This is a genomic window from Janibacter indicus (genome assembly GCF_900176385.1).
Taxonomy (GTDB): Bacteria; Actinomycetota; Actinomycetes; order Actinomycetales; family Dermatophilaceae; genus Janibacter; species Janibacter indicus.
The window spans coordinates 61,169-80,784 of sequence record NZ_FWXN01000009.1 but is presented as its reverse complement, the minus strand read 5'-3'; the positions used below and the strand labels follow the sequence as shown (position 1 = coordinate 80,784).

General features: G+C 70.0%; 16 protein-coding genes. 11 read left to right on the top strand and 5 right to left on the bottom strand.

Annotation, left to right across the window (positions count from 1 at the left end; genetic code table 11):
- The first annotated feature begins 74 nt into the window (after positions 1-74).
- The 4 genes from B9B60_RS11930 to B9B60_RS11915 all read left to right on the top strand — a co-directional run bounded on the left by B9B60_RS11930 (position 75) and on the right by B9B60_RS11915 (position 3,430).
- Entirely contained in the window at positions 75-1,118 is a 1,044-nt protein-coding gene (locus B9B60_RS11930; protein WP_072624710.1) for a GHMP family kinase ATP-binding protein, read from the top strand.
- Positions 1,115-1,723: a D-sedoheptulose-7-phosphate isomerase gene (locus tag B9B60_RS11925; protein WP_084451695.1), complete on the top strand. Its 609-nt coding sequence runs from the start codon at positions 1,115-1,117 to the stop codon at positions 1,721-1,723. Before B9B60_RS11930 ends, B9B60_RS11925 begins: the two co-directional genes overlap by 4 nt.
- On the top strand, positions 1,684-2,310 hold the full coding sequence (locus tag B9B60_RS11920; RefSeq protein ID WP_159451199.1) for a D-glycero-alpha-D-manno-heptose-1,7-bisphosphate 7-phosphatase: 627 nt from the start codon (positions 1,684-1,686) through the stop codon (positions 2,308-2,310). The genes B9B60_RS11925 and B9B60_RS11920 overlap by 40 nt, the downstream gene beginning before the upstream one ends.
- 76 nt (positions 2,311-2,386) lie before the next feature.
- Positions 2,387-3,430 (top strand): cell envelope lipid trafficking protein PgfA, encoded by a 1,044-nt coding sequence (locus tag B9B60_RS11915; protein ID WP_072624707.1) that lies wholly within the window; start codon positions 2,387-2,389, stop codon positions 3,428-3,430.
- A 70-nt stretch (positions 3,431-3,500) separates the two neighbouring features.
- On the opposite strand, the gene B9B60_RS11910 is transcribed toward B9B60_RS11915, so the two are convergent.
- Complete coding sequence (locus B9B60_RS11910; RefSeq protein ID WP_084451691.1) at positions 3,501-4,340, bottom strand: class I SAM-dependent methyltransferase; 840 nt, start codon at positions 4,338-4,340, stop codon at positions 3,501-3,503.
- A gap of 147 nt (positions 4,341-4,487) precedes the next feature.
- Here B9B60_RS11910 and rpsA point away from each other — a divergent pair, with 147 nt between their 5' ends.
- Positions 4,488-5,981, top strand: coding sequence for a 30S ribosomal protein S1 (rpsA, locus tag B9B60_RS11905; RefSeq protein WP_072624705.1), 1,494 nt, complete (start codon positions 4,488-4,490; stop codon positions 5,979-5,981).
- A 69-nt stretch (positions 5,982-6,050) separates the two neighbouring features.
- Here rpsA and B9B60_RS11900 read toward each other — a convergent pair whose 3' ends face one another.
- On the bottom strand, positions 6,051-7,343 hold the full coding sequence (locus B9B60_RS11900; protein ID WP_084451689.1) for a hemolysin family protein: 1,293 nt from the start codon (positions 7,341-7,343) through the stop codon (positions 6,051-6,053).
- A 61-nt stretch (positions 7,344-7,404) separates the two neighbouring features.
- Between B9B60_RS11900 and coaE the strand changes: the two genes are divergently transcribed.
- From coaE to B9B60_RS11880, 4 genes are all read left to right on the top strand, one after another.
- Positions 7,405-8,613, top strand: a complete 1,209-nt coding sequence (gene coaE / locus B9B60_RS11895) for a dephospho-CoA kinase (RefSeq protein ID WP_084451687.1) — start codon at positions 7,405-7,407, stop codon at positions 8,611-8,613.
- A complete protein-coding gene (locus B9B60_RS11890) occupies positions 8,613-8,966 on the top strand; it encodes a hypothetical protein (RefSeq protein WP_143445558.1) in 354 nt (117 codons plus the stop codon). The genes coaE and B9B60_RS11890 overlap by 1 nt, the downstream gene beginning before the upstream one ends.
- A gap of 33 nt (positions 8,967-8,999) precedes the next feature.
- Complete coding sequence (gene uvrB, locus B9B60_RS11885) at positions 9,000-11,090, top strand: excinuclease ABC subunit UvrB (protein ID WP_084451834.1); 2,091 nt, start codon at positions 9,000-9,002, stop codon at positions 11,088-11,090.
- A 248-nt stretch (positions 11,091-11,338) separates the two neighbouring features.
- Positions 11,339-12,328, top strand: coding sequence for a TerC family protein (locus B9B60_RS11880; protein WP_084451832.1), 990 nt, complete (start codon positions 11,339-11,341; stop codon positions 12,326-12,328).
- 82 nt (positions 12,329-12,410) lie between these two features.
- On the opposite strand, the gene B9B60_RS11875 is transcribed toward B9B60_RS11880, so the two are convergent.
- Complete coding sequence (locus tag B9B60_RS11875; RefSeq protein ID WP_223277583.1) at positions 12,411-13,298, bottom strand: EamA family transporter; 888 nt, start codon at positions 13,296-13,298, stop codon at positions 12,411-12,413.
- 23 nt (positions 13,299-13,321) lie between these two features.
- On the opposite strand from B9B60_RS11875, the gene B9B60_RS11870 reads away from it, so the two are divergent.
- The gene (locus tag B9B60_RS11870; RefSeq protein WP_084451682.1) at positions 13,322-13,948 is read left to right on the top strand and encodes a LysE family translocator; all 627 of its coding nucleotides are present in this window, start codon (positions 13,322-13,324) and stop codon (positions 13,946-13,948) included.
- Positions 13,949-13,951: 3 nt separating this feature from the next.
- Here the strand turns inward: B9B60_RS11870 and B9B60_RS11865 are convergent, their stop codons facing one another.
- Together B9B60_RS11865 and B9B60_RS11860 are read right to left on the bottom strand one after the other, a co-directional pair.
- On the bottom strand, positions 13,952-14,629 hold the full coding sequence (locus B9B60_RS11865) for an MBL fold metallo-hydrolase (RefSeq protein ID WP_084451680.1): 678 nt from the start codon (positions 14,627-14,629) through the stop codon (positions 13,952-13,954).
- Positions 14,626-16,434: a glycoside hydrolase family 15 protein gene (locus B9B60_RS11860; protein ID WP_084451678.1), complete on the bottom strand. Its 1,809-nt coding sequence runs from the start codon at positions 16,432-16,434 to the stop codon at positions 14,626-14,628. Before B9B60_RS11860 ends, B9B60_RS11865 begins: the two co-directional genes overlap by 4 nt.
- Before the next feature lie 71 nt (positions 16,435-16,505).
- Here B9B60_RS11860 and uvrA point away from each other — a divergent pair, with 71 nt between their 5' ends.
- Positions 16,506-19,601: an excinuclease ABC subunit UvrA gene (gene uvrA, locus B9B60_RS11855; protein ID WP_407656480.1), complete on the top strand. Its 3,096-nt coding sequence runs from the start codon at positions 16,506-16,508 to the stop codon at positions 19,599-19,601.
- Positions 19,602-19,616 lie beyond the last annotated feature (15 nt).

Here is a 19,616-nt window from a genome sequence, read left to right as displayed (position 1 = left end):
AGCCTGTCGTGTGTCGATGCCTTCACCTACCATTCGGTAACGCTTGCCCATTCTGCCTGCTCGAGAGGACCGCGATGACCCTGCGCCCTGTCCTGCGGGCCCGTGCACCCTTGCGGGTGAGCTTCGCCGGGGGGGGCACGGACGTCGCACCCTTCACCGAGCGCGAGGGCGGCGCCGTCCTGAGCGCCACGATCGGCAGCTACGCCTATGCGACCCTGCGTCCGCGCACCGACGGGCACATCACGGTCGAGTCCCACGACTACGGGACGAGCATCGGCTACGACGTCGGTACCCCCTTCGAGCTCGGCGGGGAGCTGGACCTGCCGAAGGCGGCGATCGCCCGCATCATGGCGCTCGTAGGAGCGATGCCCTCCGAGGGGTTCGACCTCTTCCTGCACACCAACGCCCCACCCGGCTCCGGCCTGGGCAGCTCGAGTGCCGTGATGGTCGCCGTCATCCAGCTCGTCGCCCGCCACTGCGGTCTCGACCTCGGCCCGCACGAGACAGCCGAGCTGGCCTATCGGCTCGAGCGCGAGGACCTGGCGATCCCCGGTGGCTACCAGGACCAGTACGCCGCAGCCTTCGGCGGCTTCAACTACATGGAGTTCCGGACCGACGGCCAGGTCGTCGTCAACCCTCTGCGGGTGCGCCCCGACACGGTGCACGAGCTCGAGCACAACATGCTGCTCGCCTACACCGGCCGCACGCGGGTGAGCGACCACATCATCGCCGACCAGGTCTCCCGCTACGAGACGGGCAACGAGGACGCCATCGCCGGTCTGCGGGCGCAGCGCGACCTCGCCGACGCGATGCGCGTGGCCCTGCTGCGGGGTCGCGTCGACGAGATCGGTCACCTCCTCGGCCAGGCCTGGCAGCAGAAGCAGCGGATGTCCTCGCGGATCACCACCCCGCTGATCTCCGAGGCCGTCGAGCACGCGCTCGCGCACGGCGCGCTCGGCGGCAAGGTGACCGGCGCCGGCGGTGGCGGCCACATGATCTTCATCTGCGAGTTCGAGAAGCGGCACGTCGTCGCCGACGAGCTCATCCGGCTCGGTCTGACCGTCTCGGAGTTCACCTTCACCAAGCACGGCGTGACCACGTGGAAGGGACAGCAATGACGGCCACCGAGGCCCACCACTCGTTGGTGACCCGACAGCTCGGCGCGGGCATCGCCGCGTGGGCGCAGCTCGCCCGCGAGATCGGCGAGCCCGGGCTGGTCGCCGCGGTCGAGGCGGCCGGGCGCGACGTCGTCGACGCCCTGCACACCGGCGGCACCCTCCTCGTCGCCGGCAACGGCGGGTCGGCGGCGATCGCGAGCCACGTCGCCGCGGAGTTCCTCGGCAAGTGCGTGCACGACCGGCACCCGCTGCCGGCGATCAGCCTCGCCGAGTCGCACTCCTCGCTCACGGCGATCGGCAACGACTACGGCTTCGACCAGGTCTTCCTCCGTGGCGTGCAGGCCTTCGGTCGTCCCGGGGACGTGCTGCTCGCGATGTCCACGTCAGGGACCAGCCCCAATGTCGTCGCGGCCCTCGCCGAGGCCCGGCGCCGCGGGGTCACGACGATCTTCATGGTGGGGGCCAAGGGGGCCGGCCAGGCCGACCTGGCCGACCACCTGCTCGTCGTCCCCTCGCAGGAGACGCCGCGGATCCAGGAGGTCCACATGCTGTGGGCGCACGCCTGGTGCGAGGCCGTCGACCTGTCGATGCAGGAGTCGGGCTGACCCCGCAGCCGTGGTGGTTCGGCCCGCAGGAGCTCGCTCCTCCCGGCGACGGAGCCCCCTTCGACCTCGTGCTGCTCGACCGTGACGGCACGATCAACGTGCGCATCCCTGACGGCTACGTCACCGCGCCGGAGGAGGTCCTCCTGCTGCCCGGGGCGGCCGACGGAGTGGCCCGGCTGACGCGCGCCGGCTGCCGGACGGTCCTGGTGACCAACCAGCGAGGCGTGGCTCGAGGTCTGCTGTCGCGGGAGGGGCTCGTGGCGGTCCACCGGCACCTGGACGCGCTCTTGGCGCCGGCAGGAGGGCGGCTGGACGCGGTGGCCGTCTGTCCCCACGAGCAGGGGGCCTGCCGCTGTCGCAAGCCGCTCGACGGGCTCTTCCGGGAGGCTCTGTCGAGGGCGCCGTGGGCGCGCGCCGAGCGCTGCGTCATGGTGGGGGACATGCCGAGCGACCTGGAGCCGGCGGCGGGTCTCGGGATGCGGACCGAGCAGGTCTCGGCGGCACGCGATCTCGCCGAGGTCGCCCGCCTTCTCGCGCCGTCGGTCCGGGGGAGTGTCGTGCCACGTGGCGAAGGCCACGTCCCCTAGGCTGTCGCCCGGCTGCTCAGGCGCCAGCAAAGTGCTACTGTCCGGTAAGTTTCACAGGGCCAAGGAGGGTCAACTCGTGCGCAAGTACCTGTTGCCGGCGATCATCATGGGCGTCGGCGCATTCATTCTCACCATGGGGCTGCTCTTCAGGTTCTATGCCTACCCCAAGCTGGCGGTGGTCCCCAACGACCAGAACACCACGCAGATCGTCCAGGACCCCAACGCGAAGTTCTTCGACGCCGACAACGTGCGTCCCGCCGAGGGCGAGCTGACGACGACGGCGCGCATCATCGGGGACCCGCAGGCCGCCGAGGCCGCGTCCGAGGAGTCGGGCCGCGATCTGGCCGTGTGGAACAGCGGTCAGATCAGCGACAACAACGGCGACAACATCCCGATGGACGGCAGCACCGAGGTCTACGTCTTCGACCGGCACACCGGTGAGGCCGTCAACTGCTGCGGCGAGTCGAAGAACGGCGAGGAGGTCAAGCGCGACGGCCTGCTCGTGAAGTTCCCCTTCGACACCCAGAAGGACGGCTCCTACAGCTGGTGGGACAGCACGGTCGGCAAGTCCTTCCCCGTGCAGTTCGAGGGCGAGGAGGACCTGCAGGGGATGAACCTCTACAAGTTCACCCAGGAGGTCCCCGAGACCAAGTACGCCACGCGTGAGCTCCCCGGCAACCTCTTCGGCGGCTCGGACAGCTCCGGTGCCGTCAACGCCGACCGCTACTACTCCAACAAGCGCACCTTCTGGGTCGACCCGGTGACCGGCGTGGTCATCGACCGCGTCGAGGAGCAGAGCCAGGAGTTCCGCCACAACGGCAAGACCCTCACCGCGCTCGAGACGACCTCCAAGTTCACCAAGGAGACCGTCGACAAGAACGTCGAGGACTACAAGTCGAAGTCCTCGCTGCTCGCCATGGTCCACAGCACCTTCCCGATCGTCTTCGCGATCCTGGGTGTCCTGCTGCTGCTGACCGGTCTGCTGCTGTCGGTGCTCATCGGCCGCCGCAGCCGCCTCGACGAGCAGCCGGCCTACGTCGACCGCGGCCCCGACCCGGTCTTCGGCAACTCCGGCCCCGACGAGACGACGGTTCGCCGCAGCGACCTGCACGGCCACTGACGCTCGCGATCGCAGCGCCCCCGTCCCCGGCCCGGGGCGGGGGCGCTGCGGCGTGCCGGGCCCCGACCTCTCAGCCGGGGCGACGGGCGACGAAGATCGCCGTCCCGGGCAGGTGCGCACCGCGCAGTGGTGACCAGCCGCCCCAGGCCTCGGTGTTGTCCGGCGGCCACTCCGGCTCGAGCAGGGCCTCGAGGACGAGACCGGCGTCGACGATCTCGGCGATCCGGTGGCCCGTCGTGCGGTGGTGCTCCACGTAGGTGGCGCGGCCGTCGGTGGACTCGACGTAGGGCGTCTCGTCGAAGTACGAGCCGGATGCGGTGAGGCCCTCCGGCCCGGGGACGTCCGGGAAGGCCCACCGGATCGGGTGCGAGGTCGAGAAGGCCAGGCGCCCGCCCGGTCGCAGCACGCGGGCCAGCTCGGCCATGAGAGCGGCGGAGTCGGCGACGAAGGGGGTCGCGCCGTACGCCGAGAAGACGAGGTCGAAGCTGCCGTCGGCGAAGGGGAGTCGGGTCGCGTCGGCTTGGGCGAGCAGTGGCGCCGGGCCGGGGGAGCGGGCGCTGAGCGTCGCGGCGGTGGCGAGCATGCCGGCGGACAGGTCGGTCGAGACCACCCGGGCGCCGTGCGCGGCGCACCAGCGGGCGCCCTGCGCCCCGCCGCCGCCGAACTCCAGGATGGTCAGGTCGGCGAGGGACTCGACCGGGCCGAGGACGTGCAGGTCCTCCTCGGTCCAGCCCTCGGGGCCCCACACAAGGTCGGCGTCGCCGAGGAAGCGACCGTGCTCGGCGAGGTAGTCGTCCGCCTCACGGTCCCACCACCCGCGGTTGGCGGTGACCGTCTCCTCCTGTGTGCTCTCGCGCCGCAGGACGTCGTCCGGCGTGGCCGGACCGGTCGTCGTGAAGCCCTCATCCATGGGGTGGACGCTAGTCGACGGGCGGTTTTGCTCCCTTCGCCCCGGTAGCACTACGATGGACAAGCGCTTTGTGTGCCCACCCGGGCACCCGGGTGCTGCAGCACCCGTCCATCGAGATCAACTGTCCACAATCGGAGTTCCTACTACATGACTGCCAGCACGGTCGACACGACCGCCCCTCAGATCGCCGTCAACGACATCGGCACTGAGGAAGATCTTCTCGCCGCGATCGACGCCACGATCAAGGACTTCAACGACGGCGACATCGTCGAGGGCCACATCGTCAAGGTGGACCGCGACGAGGTGCTCCTCGACATCGGCTACAAGACCGAGGGTGTCATCCCCTCGCGCGAGCTGAGCATCAAGCACGACGTCGACCCCTCGGAGATCGTCACCGTCGGTGACAGCGTCGAGGCCCTCGTCCTCCAGAAGGAGGACAAGGAAGGCCGACTCATCCTGTCCAAGAAGCGTGCGCAGTACGAGCGCGCCTGGGGCACCATCGAGAAGATCAAGGAAGAGGACGGCGTCGTCACCGGCACCGTCATCGAGGTCGTCAAGGGTGGTCTCATCCTCGACATCGGCCTCCGTGGCTTCCTCCCCGCCTCCCTCGTCGAGATGCGTCGCGTCCGTGACCTCCAGCCCTACGTCGGCAAGGAGATCGAGGCCAAGATCATCGAGCTCGACAAGAACCGCAACAACGTGGTCCTGTCGCGCCGTGCCTGGCTCGAGCAGACGCAGTCCGAGGTCCGCACGACCTTCCTCAAGGAGCTCCAGAAGGGGCAGGTCCGCTCCGGCGTCGTTTCCTCGATCGTCAACTTCGGTGCCTTCGTGGACCTGGGTGGCGTCGACGGTCTCGTCCACGTCTCCGAGCTGTCCTGGAAGCACATCGACCACCCGTCCGAGGTCGTCGAGGTCGGCGACGAGGTCACCGTCGAGGTCCTGGACGTCGACATGGACCGCGAGCGTGTCTCCCTGTCGCTCAAGGCGACGCAGGAGGACCCGTGGCAGCACTTCGCCCGGACCCACGCGATCGGTCAGGTCGTCCCGGGCAAGGTCACCAAGCTCGTTCCCTTCGGTGCCTTCGTGCGCGTCGAGGACGGCATCGAGGGTCTGGTCCACATCTCCGAGCTGGCCGAGCGCCACGTGGAGCTGCCGGAGCAGGTCGTCAACGTCGGCCAGGAGATCTTCGTCAAGGTCATCGACATCGACCTCGAGCGTCGCCGCATCTCGCTGAGCCTCAAGCAGGCCAACGAGGACGGTGCCAACCTCACCGAGTTCGACCCGACGCTCTACGGCATGGCCGCCGAGTACGACGAGCAGGGCAACTACAAGTACCCCGAGGGCTTCGACCCGGAGACCAACGAGTGGCTCGAGGGCTACGACGCCCAGCGCGAGGCCTGGGAGAAGCAGTACGCCGACGCCCACGCCCGCTGGGAGGCCCACCGCGCCCAGATCGAGAAGGCCGCGGCCGACGACGCCGCTGCCGCCGAGGGCGGTGCCGACTCCGTCGCCGCCACCTCGTACAGCTCTGACAGCACCCCCGCCCCGAGCGCCGGCGCCCCGGCCGCCCCGGCGAGCGAGGGCACGCTGGCCTCCGACGAGGCCCTGGCCGCGCTCCGCGAGAAGCTCACGGGCAACTGACCCGAGGCTTCTCGAAGGGGGGCGTCGCACCATCCGGTGCGGCGCCCCCCTTCGTCATGCGCCGACGCCTCAGTCCTCGGCGGGTGTCATCCGTAGGCGCGCGACGCGACGACCGTCGACCCCGATGACCTCGAGGTGGTGGCCGGCGACCTCGACGACGTCACCGACCCTGGCCACGCGGCCCAGTCGAGCCATGACCAGGCCACCGGCGGTGTCGACGTCCTCGCCGGAGAGGTCAGTCCCGATGAGCTCGGACAGCTCCTCGACGTTGAGCGAACCGTCGACGACCACGGCCTCCCCGCGGTGGCGCGTGGCGTCCTCGGGGTCGGTGCCGGTGTCGTACTCGTCGTAGATCTCGCCGACCACCTCCTCGACGAGGTCCTCCATCGTCACCATGCCGGCGGTGCCGCCGTACTCGTCGACCACGAGGGCGAGGGACTGCTTGTCGCCGCGCAGCCTGGCCAGCGCAGGCAGGACGTCGAGGCTGTCGGGCAGCGCGAGGATGGGCCGGGCCAGATCGCTGACCTGCGTCGTCGCACGCGAGGCCGGGTCAGCGCGCATGAGGTCACGGATGTGGACGAAGCCCGTGACGTCGTCGACGTCGCGGCCCGTGACGGGGAAGCGGGAGTGGGAGGAGTGCACCACCTGTGCGATGGCCTCCTCGACGCTCAGGTCGCCGGCGAGGAACTCGATGTCGGTCCGGGGGCGCAGGACCCGTGCCAGGGCCCGGTCACCCGCGCGGAAGACGTCGGTGAGGATCCGCCGCGGGTAGGGGTGCAGACCCTGATGACCCTCGATGAGGTCACGGATCTCCTCGGGCGTCATCTCCTCCTCCTCGGCGGAGGTGGAACCGCCCACGAGGCGCATCACGGCGTTGGTCGAGACCGACAGCAGCCAGATCACCGGTCGCACGAGCATCGCGAAGACGCCGAGGGGAGGGCCGAGGACCCGGGTGAAGGCGAGGTTGCGCTGCATGGCCAGTCGTTTGGGGACCAGCTCACCCAGAACGAGTGAGAGATAGGCGATGAGCAGCGTCATGGCCACCAGCGCGACCGTCGCCGCGGCTCCCTCGGGAATGCCGATGGCGACCAGACCCGGGACGAGGTCGGGCGCGATGGTGGAGCCGCCGTAGGCCGAGGAGAAGAAGCCGGCGACCGTCACACCGATCTGCACGGCGGACAGGAACTGGTTGGGGTTGCGCACGAGATCGGCGAGACGGCGCCCGCGCTCACCGCCGGCCTCGAGGGCGCGCACCTGCCCTTCGCGCAGGGTGACGATGGCCATCTCGGTCGCGGCGAAGACACCCCCGACGAGGACGAAGAGCAGGACGAGCAGGAGGTTGACCAAGGTCTGTGTGTCCACGCACTGACGCTACCGATGGAGGACGACGTGCGGGCCGGCGGCCCGGCCTAGGATCGGGCGCATGCTGCGCATCGGACTGACAGGCGGGATCGGGTCGGGGAAGTCGACGGTGTCGGCCAGGCTCGCCGAGCTCGGGGCGGTCGTCGTCGACGCCGACAAGATCGCCCGTGAGGTCGTCGAGCCGGGGGAGCCGGCACTCGAGCAGATCCGGGAGCGCTTCGGGGAGCGGGTCTTCGGGCCCGACGGGGCCCTGGACCGCCCCGCCCTGGGCCGGGTCGTCTTCGGCGACCCGGCGTCGCTCGCCGCGCTCGAGGGCATCACCCATCCGGCGATCTGGCGCCGGACGGCGGAGTACTTCGCGCAGGCCGAGGAGGCCGGCACGCCGATCGGTGTCCATGACATGCCCTTGCTCGTCGAGAAGGCGATGGCGGGGGAGTACCACCTCGTCCTCGTCGTCGACACCGACGAGGAGGTCCGGCTGCAGCGCCTCGTCGAGCTGCGGGGGATGCCGCCAGAGGAGGCCCGTTCGCGGATCGCCGCCCAGGCCACCGACGAGCAACGTCGCGCCGCCGCAGACGTGCTGCTGGACAACAACGGCACGCCCGAGGAGCTCGTGGCGCAGGTCGACCGGCTCTGGCAGGAGCGGCTGACCCCCTTCGCCGACAACCTCGCCGCCGGGCGTCGACGCGAGCGCGAGCCGGTCATCACCCTCTCCGATCCGGACCCGACGTGGCCGGAGCAGGCCGGGCGCCACCTGGCGAGGATCCGGCACGCGCTCGGGGAGCGGGCCGTGACGCTCGACCACATCGGCTCCACCGCGGTGCCCGGCTTCGTGGCCAAGGACGTCCTCGACCTGCAGGTAGGGGTCTCCTCGCTGGCCGATGCCGACGAGCCGGACTTCGTCGCGGCCCTCACGGCGGCGGGGTACCCGCGGGTCGCGGGCTACGTGGCGGACACGCCGCGCGTCGACGGACGGGAGCCGCAGGAGTGGCCCAAGCGGTTCCACGGCAACTGCGACCCGGGCGTCGCGGTGCACCTGCATGTGCGTGAGGTGGGCTCTCCGGGCTGGCGGTGGGCCCTGCTCTTCCGCGACTGGCTGCGCACCGAGCCGGCTGCGCGCGAGGAGTACGCCGCGGTCAAGCGGGGGGTCGAGGCGCGGCGGCTGTCGATGGAGGACTACGCCGAGGCCAAGGAGCCGTGGTTCGACGGGATCCACGAGCGGCTCGAGGTCTGGGCGCGCGAGACCGGGTGGACCCCGGAGGGGCGCTGATGCCCTCGTACCGGGTGGCGATCGACGTGCACGGCGTGGTGCCGGGTTACGCGCCGGAGGACCTGCTGCCGCGGGCGGAGGAGCTGCTCGCCGTGGGGCACCGGGTCGAGGACCGCTCGGTCGAGCTCGTCCGGGGTCAGCCGCAGATCCACCTGAGGTTCCTCGTCACCGGCAGCCACGACGCCGCCGAGGACGACGAGGCCGAGGGCGCCGTGCGGGCGCTCGTCGTCTCGCTGGCGCCCGTCGCCTCCCTGGGGCGGTGGACGCTGCGGCGGGGACCCGGTGGGCACTGGCGCACGATCCGCAGCGGTGACTCGCGGGACGGGGTCGAGGAGCACGCGGTCGACTTCTGAGGGCTGTCGGGGGCGTGGCCTACGGTGGACACCATGCGCCCGGTGACCGATCTGCAACGCACGGTGGCTCCCTTCGAGGTCATCTCCGAGTACGAGCCGGCCGGCGACCAGCCGACCGCGATCGCCGAGCTGGCACGGCGGGTGCGCGCGGGCGAGGAGGACATCGTCCTGCTCGGTGCGACGGGCACGGGCAAGTCGGCGACGACGGCCTGGCTCATCGAGGAGGTCCAGCGGCCGACGCTCGTCATGGCGCCCAACAAGACGCTGGCTGCCCAGCTGGCCAACGAGTTCCGCGAGCTGCTCCCCAACAACGCCGTCGAGTACTTCGTCAGCTACTACGACTACTTCCAGCCCGAGGCCTACGTCCCGCAGACCGACACCTACATCGAGAAGGACAGCTCGATCAACGAGGAGGTCGAGCGGCTGCGGCACAGCGCCACCAACAGCCTGCTGACCCGTCGCGACGTCGTCGTCGTCGCCTCCGTGTCGTGCATCTACGGCCTCGGCACCCCGCAGGAGTACGTCGACCGCATGGTCAACCTGCGCGTCGGTGACGAGATCGACCGTGACGAGCTGCTGCGGCAGTTCGTCACGATGCAGTACACCCGCAACGACCTGGCCTTCACCCGCGGCACCTTCAGGGTGCGCGGCGACACGGTCGAGATCATCCCGGTCTACGAGGAGCTCGCCGTCCGGATCGAGTTCTTCGGCGACGAGATCGAGGCCATCCACACCCTCCACCCGCTGACGGGGGAAGTGGTCCGCGAGGAGGAGACTGTGCACGTCTTCCCGGCGACCCACTACGTCGCGGGCCCCGAGCGCATGGAGCGGGCCATCACCGGCATCGAGCGTGAGCTCGAGGAGCAGCTGGCCACGCTCGAGCGTCAGGGCAAGATGCTCGAGGCCCAGCGGCTGCGCATGCGCACGACCTACGACATCGAGATGATGCGCCAGGTCGGCAGCTGCGCGGGCATCGAAAACTACTCGATGCACATCGACGGGCGCTCTCCCGGCTCGGCCCCCAACTGCCTGCTCGACTACTTCCCCGAGGACTTCCTCCTCGTCATCGACGAGTCGCACCAGACCGTGCCGCAGATCGGCGCGATGTACGAGGGTGACGCCTCCCGCAAGCGCACCCTCGTCGACCACGGCTTCCGCCTGCCGAGCGCGATGGACAACCGCCCGCTCACTTGGGAGGAGTTCCTCGAGCGCATCGGCCAGACGGTCTACCTCTCGGCCACGCCGGGCGACTACGAGATGGCCAAGGCCGACGGACACGTCGAGCAGGTGATCCGCCCGACCGGCCTCATCGACCCGGAGGTGGTGCTCAAGCCGACCAAGGGTCAGATCGACGACCTGCTCCACGAGATCCGCGAGCGTGCCGAGCGTGACGAGCGGGTGCTCGTGACCACCCTGACCAAGAAGATGGCGGAGGACCTCACCGACTACCTCCTCGACAAGGGCGTGCGGGTGCGCTATCTGCACTCCGACATCGACACCCTGCGTCGGGTCGAGCTGCTGCGCGAGCTGCGGCTGGGCGAGTTCGACGTCCTCGTCGGCATCAACCTCCTGCGCGAGGGGCTCGACCTGCCCGAGGTCTCGCTCGTGAGCATCCTCGACGCCGACAAGGAGGGCTTCTTGCGCAGTGCCCGCTCGCTCATCCAGACGATCGGTCGTGCAGCGCGCAACGTGTCCGGCCAGGTCCACATGTACGCCGACAAGGTGACCCCCTCGATGCAGGAGGCGCTCGACGAGACCCAGCGCCGCCGCGACAAGCAGATCGCCTACAACCGCGAGCGGGGCATCGACCCGCAGCCCCTGCGCAAGAAGATCGCCGACATCACCGACATGCTGCAGCGCGAGGACGCCGACACCGATGCGCTGCTCGGCTCGGGGCGCAGCCAGAGCCGCGGCAAGGGCAAGAGTGCTGCGGCTGCGGACGAGAGCGCGGCGCGGCGCGAGCGCGACCTGCCGGCGAGCGAGCTGGCCAGACTCATCCAGGAGCTTACCGACCAGATGCACCAGGCGGCGACCGACCTGCACTTCGAGCTCGCAGCCCGGCTGCGCGACGAGATCGGCGACCTGAAGAAGGAGCTGCGGCAGATGACGGCCGCGACCCGCTAGGGTGTCACCACGGGTCCCGGTCCCAGATGGCTCGCGTTACCCGCATCGCGTGGTGTGACGTGAGAGACTTCGAGAAGCCAGCGGAGGGGAGTATCCCCCAGCGATGTCTCGTCAGCACGGTCGGTCCGCCGACCCGGGGCATCGGCCCACACGGGTGGGAGAGACCTCCGGACGCATGACCCCTGTCCGGAAGGTTCCCCTTGTCCACCATCTCCACTCTCCAACCCGCGATCATCAGCGGCGGCACCATGGACGTGCCGACCTGGGCGTGGCTGCTCACGCTCGCTGTCGCGGCGGCGGTGCTCACCTTCGACGTCATCCACGTCGCCCGCAACCCGCACGTGCCCTCCACGCGCGAGGTCGCGACCGTCCTCGGGATCTACGTCTCGGCGGCCGTCCTCTTCGGGATCGGCCTCTGGTACGCCGAGGGTGGTGAGCGCGGCACCGAGTTCTTCGCCGGCTGGTTGACCGAGTACTCGCTCTCGATCGACAACCTCTTCATCTTCATCATCATCATGGCGAAGTTCGGGGTCCCCGGACGCTTCCAGCAGACCGCGCTGCTCTGGGGCATCATCATCGCCATCGTCCTGCGGACGATCTTCATCTTCGTCGGCGCGGCCGCGATCAACCAGTTTGCCTGGGTGTTCTACATCTTCGGCGCTTTCCTCATCTACACCGCCGTCAAGCTCGCGACCGAGAGCCACGACGAGGAGGACGACTGGGAGCCCAACGGCATCATCAAGTGGTTCCAGCGCACCGTGCCGAGCACGACCGAGTGGTCCTCCAAGCTCTTCACGAAGGAGAACGGCAAGCGCGTCGCGACCCCGATCTTCATCGTCGTCATCGCCCTGGGCATGACCGACCTGCTGTTCGCGCTCGACTCCATCCCGGCGATCTACGGCCTCACCAAGGAGCCCTACATCGTGCTGACGGCCAACCTCTTCGCCCTCATGGGTCTGCGGCAGCTGTACTTCCTCATCGGTGGCCTGCTGAAGAAGCTCGTCTACATGAGCCTGGGTCTGTCGGTCCTGCTCGCCTTCATCGGCGTCAAGCTCATCCTGCACGCCCTCCACGAGAACACGCTGCCCTTCATCAACGGCGGCGAGCACGTGGGCGTCCCGGAGATCCCGATCACCGTCTCGCTCGGCGCGATCGTCCTCATCCTCGGCGTGACGACCGTGGCCAGCCTCTGGAAGTCCAACAGGGACGCCAAGCAGGGCATCGACTCCAGTCACTGACCGCACGCCCGACCGCACCTCGAAGGGGGTGGCTCACCGCGAGGTGGGCCACCCCCTTCGTGCTGCCGTCACGGAGGGCCGCTCAGGCGGGCAGGTCCGGCTGGCGCCTCCTGCCGGCGCCCAGACCGAGGACGAGGAAGCTGGCGAGCACGACGAGGGCCATCCCGGTGAGCTGGACGGGGTCGAGCCGCTGGCCGAGGACCAGCAGACCCGCGAGCGCGGCGACCGCGGGCTCCAGGCTGAGCAGGATCCCGAAGACGGCGGGGGCCAGCCGCCGCAGCGCGAGCAGCTCGAGGGAGTACGGCAGCACCGAGGAGAGCACGGCGATCCCCAGTCCCTTGAGCAGGACGGTGCCGTCCCAGGCCGAGGTGCCGTGGACGCTCACGTCCCAGATGCCGAAGGGCAGGACGACGGCGGTCGCCACGACCATGGCCAGCGCCAGCCCCTCCAGCTGGGGGAAGGCAGCGCCGGTGCGACCGGAGAAGACGATGTAGGCGGCCCAGCAGGCACCCGCGAGGAGCGCCAGCACGATGCCGGTGCGCTCGAGGTCGGCGAAGGGGAGGCTCAGGGCCTGCGAGATGAGCACGACCCCGACGCCGGCCGCGGCGACCGCGAGGAGGTCGCGGGGGCGGCGGGAGAGCACGGCCGCGAGCGTCAGCGGTCCGATGAACTCGATGGTCACCGCGACGCCGATCGGCAGGTGCCCGAGCGAGGCGTAGAAGGCGAAGTTCATCAGGCCGAGCGCGAGCCCGAAGCAGCCCACGGTGGCCCAGTCCCGGGGGCGGTGACCGCGCCATCTCGGTCGGGCGAAGAGCAGCAGCAGCGCGGTCGCGATGAGCAGCCGGAGGACGACGGATCCGGCGGCGCCGATCTGCGGGACGAGGGTCGCGGCGAGGGCACCGCCGAACTGGACAGACACCACTCCGGCGAGCACGAGGAGCGGGGCTGGAACGGCATCGACACGTCTCACGGCGTCACCCTAGTCTTCGCCCCATGGCGACCTATCTGTCCTTCCTCGCCCTGGTCCTCGTCATCACGATCGCCCCGGGTCCGGACACCGCACTCACCCTGCGTGCCGCGCTCGTCCGCGGGCGTGGTGCCGGGCTGCTGACCATGGTCGGAGTGAGCTGTGCGGGCGCCGTGCAGGGCCTGCTCGCAGCCGGTGGGCTGGGCGCGATCATCGTCGCCAGTGAGCCGCTCTTCCTCACGGTCAAGTGGGTGGGTGCGGCCTATCTCCTGTGGCTGGGTGGCCACGCGCTGTGGACGGCCTGGCGCGGGGACGTCTCGGCGGAGGCCGCCCGGGAGCCGGAGTCGCGCGGGCGTGGCGGTCGGGGTCGGCTCTTCGCCCAGGGCTTCCTGTGCAACATCACCAACCCCAAGGTGCTGGCCTTCAACCTCGCCGTGCTGCCGCAGTTCGTCGGTGACCGCGCCGGTCTGCCCGTCCTCGCGCTCTACGCCCTGAGCCTCGTGGCCCTCGGGTCGCTCTACCTGTCGACGGTCGTGCTGCTCGCCGACCGGGCCCGGTCCTTCCTGTCCGCCCCGCGGGTGCGTCGACGGATCGAAGGGGGCATGGGCGCGGCGATGATCGGCTTCAGCGCCAAGGTCGCCACGACCCACTGACCCTCACCAGCCGCGCTCGCGCCACTCGTCGAGGTGCGGGCGCTCGACGCCGAGGGTGGTGTCGGAGCCGTGGCCGGGGTAGACCCAGGTGTCGTCGTCGTAGACGTCGAAGACCCGCTGGGTGACGTCGGCGAAGAGCGCGTCGAAGCTCTGCCCCTCCATCTTGGTGTTGCCCACACCGCCGGGGAAGAGGCTGTCCCCGGTGAAGAGGTGCGTGTGCCCCTGCGGGTCGACGTAGGCCAGCGCCACCGAGCCCGGGGTGTGCCCGCGCAGGTGGACGACGTCGAGGGTGATCTCGCCGAAGCGCACGGTGTCGCCGTGCTGCAGTCGCACGTCGGGCGCGAGCGGCAGGGCGTCGGCGTCGTCCTCGCCCGCCTGGGTCGTGGGGGAGAAGGTCTGAGCGGTCTCCTCGAGGGCACGCACGTGGTCCCAGTGCTGGTGCGTCGTCACCAGCTGGGCGAGGCCCGACCCACCGGCGGCGACGAGCTCACGGATGCGCTCCCCTTCGTCCGCGGCGTCGACGAGCAGCTGCTCGCCGGTGGCGCGGCAGGTGAGGAGGTAGACGTTGTTGTGCATCTGCGAGACGGCCATCTTGCGGATCGTCAGGTGGGCCAGCTCGCGGGTCGACCACGGGCCGCCCGGCTGGACGTCCGAGTCGTAGGCGTCGGTGGGGGTGCTCATGCGGGGTCTCCTTCGTCGGGGGTGGCGGCCTCGGCGTCGCGCAGGGCATAGGCAGCGCCGATGAGGGTCAGGTGGCTGAAGGCCTGCGGGAAGTTGCCGGCCTGGCGGTCGCCCTCGACGTCGTACTCCTCGGCGACGAGGCCCACGTCGTTGAGCAGGCCGCACAGGCGCTGCATCAGCGCGTGGCCCTTGTCGAGCTGTCCGGTGAGGGCATAGGCGCTGACGAGCCACCACGAGCAGGCGAGGAAGGGGTGCTCGTCGCCGGCGAGCCCGTCGACACCGCTCTCCGTGCGGTAGCGCAGGAGGAACCCGTCGCGCATGAGGTCGCGCTCGACCGCGGCGACGGTGCCGAGGACCCGAGGGTCGTCGGGCGGGAGGAATCCCACCATCGGGATGAGCAGGAGGGAGGCGTCGACCTCGTCGGTGTCGTAGTGCTGGGTGAAGGTCTGCTTGGCGTCGTTCCAGCCACGCTCGAGGACGTCGGCGCGAACCCGCTCACGCAGGTCGCGCCAGAGCTCGACCTCGCCCTCGTAGCCGTGGACCTCCACCGCCCGGATGGCCCGGTCGAAGGCGGCCCAGACCATGACCCGGGAGTGGGTGAAGTGGCGCAGCGGACCACGGATCTCCCACAGGCCATTGTCGGCCTGGTCCCAGTGCTCGGCGAGGTTGTTGACGAGCGAGCGCTGCACGGCCCACGACTGGGGCGACTCCTGCAGACCCTGGGCCCGAGCGTCCTCGAGGGCGATCATCACCTCGCCGAGGACGTCGGTCTGCTTCTGGTCGACGGCGCCGTTGCCGATGCGGACGGGGCGGCTGTCGGCGTAGCCGGGCAGATGGTCGAGCTCGTGCTCGGGCAGCTCGCGTCCGCCGTCGACGGCGTACATGATCTGCATGTCCTCGGGGTCCCCGGCGATCGCCCGGACGAGCCAGTCACGCCAGAGCTTGGTCGTGCCGACGTAGCCGGACTTCAGCAGGGCCTCGAGCGTGAGCGATGCATCGCGCAGCCAGCAGTAGCGGTAGTCCCAGTTGCGCACGCCGCCGAAGTCCTCCGGAAGGCTGGTGGTCGCGGCCGCGACGATGCCGCCCCGGCGGGTGTCGGTGAGCAGGCGAAGGGTGAGCAGCGACCGGACCACCTCGGCCCGGTAGGGGCCCTCGTAGGTGCAGCGGGAGGCCCACTGCGACGAGCGCTCGTGGGTGGCCCCGATGCGGGAGCTGATGTCGAGCGGCGGCGGGATGGCCTTGTAGGAGGCGAACCACGTCGTGGAGAAGTTGTAGTGCTCGCCGGCGCGCACGGTCCAGCGGTCGCGGTGGTGGTGGCCGTCGGGGCGCGGCAGGCGGGAGCCACGCAGGACGAGCATGTCGTTGCCGGCGATGGCGGTGATGACCTCGTCGTCGAGCTCGTGGCCGGGGGAGTGCGCGACCCAGGGCCGGATGCGGCCGTAGCCGAAGCGCACGACCCACTCGTGCTCCATCTCCACCTCGCCCTCGAGTCCTTCGACGACGCGCACGAGGTCGGCCCGGCCGTCGCCCAGCGGCATGAGGTCGGTCACCCGCACGGTGCCGGTCGCCGTGCGGTGGACCGTCTCGAGGATGAAGGAGTCGCCGCGGTAGGAGCGGGTCGTCGTCGCCTTGCCGACCGGCCCGATGAGCCACCGACCGTGCTCGGGGGTGCCGAGGAGCGCGGTGAAGCAGGAGGAGGAGTCGAAACGGGGGAGGCAGAGCCAGTCGACGGATCCCCCCTTCGACACCAGGGCGGCGGTCTCGGTGTCACCGATGGCGGCGTAGTCCTCGATCGGGGTACTCATCCGGACAGGCTAGGCCCTGCAGCGGCCGCCTCGCCGGAGGCCTGGCGGCGTTGTCGGTGGCGCCACTTAAGGTGGAGGGCGTGACTGCTGCCAAGGCTTCTGGCTCCCGCCTGCACGACCGGATCGTCGTCCAGGGGGCCCGTGAGCACAACCTCAAAGACATCCACGTCGACATCCCGCGCGACTCGCTCGTCGTCTTCACCGGCCTGTCCGGCTCGGGCAAGTCGTCGCTGGCCTTCGACACGATCTTCGCCGAGGGTCAACGCCGCTATGTCGAGTCGCTGTCGGCCTATGCGCGGCAGTTCCTCGGCCAGATGGACAAGCCGGACGTCGACTTCATCGAGGGCCTGTCGCCGGCGGTCTCCATCGACCAGAAGTCGACCAACCGCAACCCGCGATCGACCGTCGGCACGATCACCGAGGTCCACGACTACCTGCGTCTGCTCTTCGCGCGCGTCGGGCGGCCGCACTGCCCGGTCTGCGGCGAGCCGATCACCCGGCAGAGCCCGCAGCAGATCGTCGACCGGCTGCTCGAGCTGCCGGAGCGCACCCGCTTCCAGGTCCTGGCGCCCGTCGTGCGCTCGCGCAAGGGCGAGTTCGTCGACCTCTTCGCCGAGCTGCGGACCAAGGGCTACAGCCGGGCCTTGGTCGACGGCGAGGTGGTCTCGCTCGCCGAGCCCCCCACCCTCGAAAAGCAGGTCAAGCACACGATCGACGTCGTCGTCGACCGCCTCGTGTCCAAGGGGCCGGACGACCGGGCCGCCAAGCAGCGGGTCACCGACTCGGTGGAGACCGCGCTGGGGCTCGCCGGGGGCGTGCTCGTCATCGACTTCGTCGACCTCGACGAGGACGACCCGCAGCGACAGCGCCGCTACTCCGAGACGATGGCCTGCCCCAACGACCATCCGCTGAACATCGACGAGATCGAGCCGCGCTCCTTCTCCTTCAACTCTCCCTTCGGCGCCTGCCCCAAGTGCACCGGTCTGGGCACCGAGCTCGAGGTCGATCCTGAGCTCGTCGTGCCCGACGACGACCTGACGCTGGCCGAGGGTGCCATTGCCCCGTGGGCCCAGGGCACGCAGTCCGCGCAGTACTTCCAGCGGACCATGGCAGCGCTGGGCGACGACCTCGGCTTCGACATGGACACCCCGTGGCGGGCGCTCCCGAGCCGGGCCCGCGCGGCGCTCCTCGAGGGGCGCAACCACAAGGTGCACGTCAAGTACCGCAACCGCTTCGGCCGGGAGCGCTCCTACAGCACGGGCTTCGAGGGGGTCATCCCCTTCATCAAGCGCCGCCACACCGAGACCGAGTCGGACTGGAGCCGGGAGAAGTACGAGGGCTACATGCGGGAGATCCCGTGCCCGACCTGCCGGGGCACCCGCCTCAAGCCCGAGTCGCTCGCCGTCCTCGTCGGTGGCCGCAGCATCGCCGATGTCTCGTCACTGTCGATCCGTGAGGCCGCAGGCTTCCTCGACACCGTCGACTTCTCCGACCGTGAGCGGCAGATCGCCGAGCAGGTGATCAAGGAGATCAACGCCCGACTCGGGTTCCTGCTCGACGTGGGTCTGGAGTACCTCTCCCTGTCGCGCGCGGCCGGCACGCTGTCGGGCGGCGAGGCCCAGCGCATCCGTCTGGCCACGCAGATCGGGTCGGGCCTCGTCGGCGTGCTCTACGTGCTCGACGAGCCGAGCATCGGTCTGCACCAGCGGGACAACCACCGACTCATCGAGACGCTGACCCGGTTGCGTGACCTCGGCAACACACTCATCGTCGTCGAGCACGACGAGGACACCATCGCGGCCTCCGACTGGGTCGTCGACATCGGTCCGGGCGCCGGTGAGCACGGGGGGCACGTCGTGCACTCGGGCCCACTCGCGGAGCTGTTGACGAGCGAGCGCTCGGTCACCGGCCGTTACCTCGCGGGCGAGCTGGAGATCCCGGTCCCCGAGGTACGCCGGCCCCAGGAACCCGGCCGTGAGCTGACGGTCAAGGGCGCCCGCGAGCACAACCTCGCCGGGGTCGAGGTCGACTTCCCGCTCGGCAACTTCATCGCCGTCACGGGCGTCTCGGGCTCCGGCAAGTCGACGCTCGTCAACGACATCCTCTACAACGTCCTGGCCAACAAGCTCAACGGCGCCCGGCGGGTCCCGGGCCGGCACAAGACGGTCACCGGGCTGGAGCACCTCGACAAGGTCGTGCACGTCGACCAGAGCCCCATCGGGCGCACCCCGCGGTCCAACCCGGCGACCTACACCGGCGTCTTCGACCACGTCCGCAAGCTCTTCGCCGCCACGAGCGAGGCCAAGGTCCGCGGCTACCAGCCGGGACGCTTCTCCTTCAACGTCAAGGGCGGTCGCTGCGACGCCTGCTCCGGTGACGGCACCCTGAAGATCGAGATGAACTTCCTGCCGGACGTCTACGTCCCGTGCGAGGTCTGCCACGGTGCGCGCTACAACCGCGAGACGCTCGAGGTGCACTTCAAGGGCAAGAACATCGCCGAGGTGCTCGACATGCCGATCGAGGAGGCCGAGGACTTCTTCGCCGCGGTCCCGGCCATCGCGCGGCACATGAAGACGCTCAACGCCGTGGGCCTCGGCTACGTCCGCCTCGGCCAGCCGGCGACCACGCTCTCCGGTGGTGAGGCACAGCGCGTCAAGCTGGCCGCCGAGCTGCAGAAGCGCTCCAACGGCCGAACGATCTACGTGCTCGACGAGCCGACGACCGGTCTGCACTTCGAGGACATCCGCAAGCTGCTGCTCGTCCTCCAGGGGCTCGTCGACAAGGGCAACACCGTCCTGGTCATCGAGCACAACCTCGACGTCATCAAGTGCGCCGACTGGATCGTCGACATGGGCCCCGAGGGAGGCTCCGGGGGAGGCACCGTCGTCGCCACCGGCACCCCCGAGCAGGTGGCCGCCGTCCCTGCGTCCTTCACGGGGCAGTTCCTCGCCCCGGTCCTCGCCAAGAGCGCCACGCAGCCGATCGTCGGCGAGCTCGTCGAGGGCACTCCGCCCCCCACCAAGAAGGCGACGGACAAGAAGAAGAGCGCTGCGAAGAAGACCGCAGCCACGAAGAAGACAGCTGCCGCGAGGACCCCGGCCAAGACGAAGGCGACGGTCTCCAGCAAGGCGACCGCAGCAGCCCGCCGCGCCAAGAAGGCCGGCTGACAGGCGGGAAGGTGA

Excerpts from the sequence above, each read along its gene's own strand:
- B9B60_RS11890 (WP_143445558.1), top strand. The coding sequence starts at position 8,613 with ATGCCCTCGTACCGGGTGGCGATCGACGTGCACGGCGTGGTGCCGGGT.
- B9B60_RS11880 (WP_084451832.1), top strand. The coding sequence starts at position 11,339 with ATGGACGTGCCGACCTGGGCGTGGCTGCTCACGCTCGCTGTCGCGGCG.
- B9B60_RS11930 (WP_072624710.1), top strand. The coding sequence starts at position 75 with ATGACCCTGCGCCCTGTCCTGCGGGCCCGTGCACCCTTGCGGGTGAGC.
- uvrB (WP_084451834.1), top strand. The coding sequence starts at position 9,000 with ATGCGCCCGGTGACCGATCTGCAACGCACGGTGGCTCCCTTCGAGGTC.
- B9B60_RS11925 (WP_084451695.1), top strand. The coding sequence starts at position 1,115 with ATGACGGCCACCGAGGCCCACCACTCGTTGGTGACCCGACAGCTCGGC.
- B9B60_RS11910 (WP_084451691.1), bottom strand. The coding sequence starts at position 4,340 with ATGGATGAGGGCTTCACGACGACCGGTCCGGCCACGCCGGACGACGTC.
- B9B60_RS11860 (WP_084451678.1), bottom strand. The coding sequence starts at position 16,434 with ATGAGTACCCCGATCGAGGACTACGCCGCCATCGGTGACACCGAGACC.
- coaE (WP_084451687.1), top strand. The coding sequence starts at position 7,405 with ATGCTGCGCATCGGACTGACAGGCGGGATCGGGTCGGGGAAGTCGACG.
- B9B60_RS11870 (WP_084451682.1), top strand. The coding sequence starts at position 13,322 with ATGGCGACCTATCTGTCCTTCCTCGCCCTGGTCCTCGTCATCACGATC.
- rpsA (WP_072624705.1), top strand. The coding sequence starts at position 4,488 with ATGACTGCCAGCACGGTCGACACGACCGCCCCTCAGATCGCCGTCAAC.
- B9B60_RS11865 (WP_084451680.1), bottom strand. The coding sequence starts at position 14,629 with ATGAGCACCCCCACCGACGCCTACGACTCGGACGTCCAGCCGGGCGGC.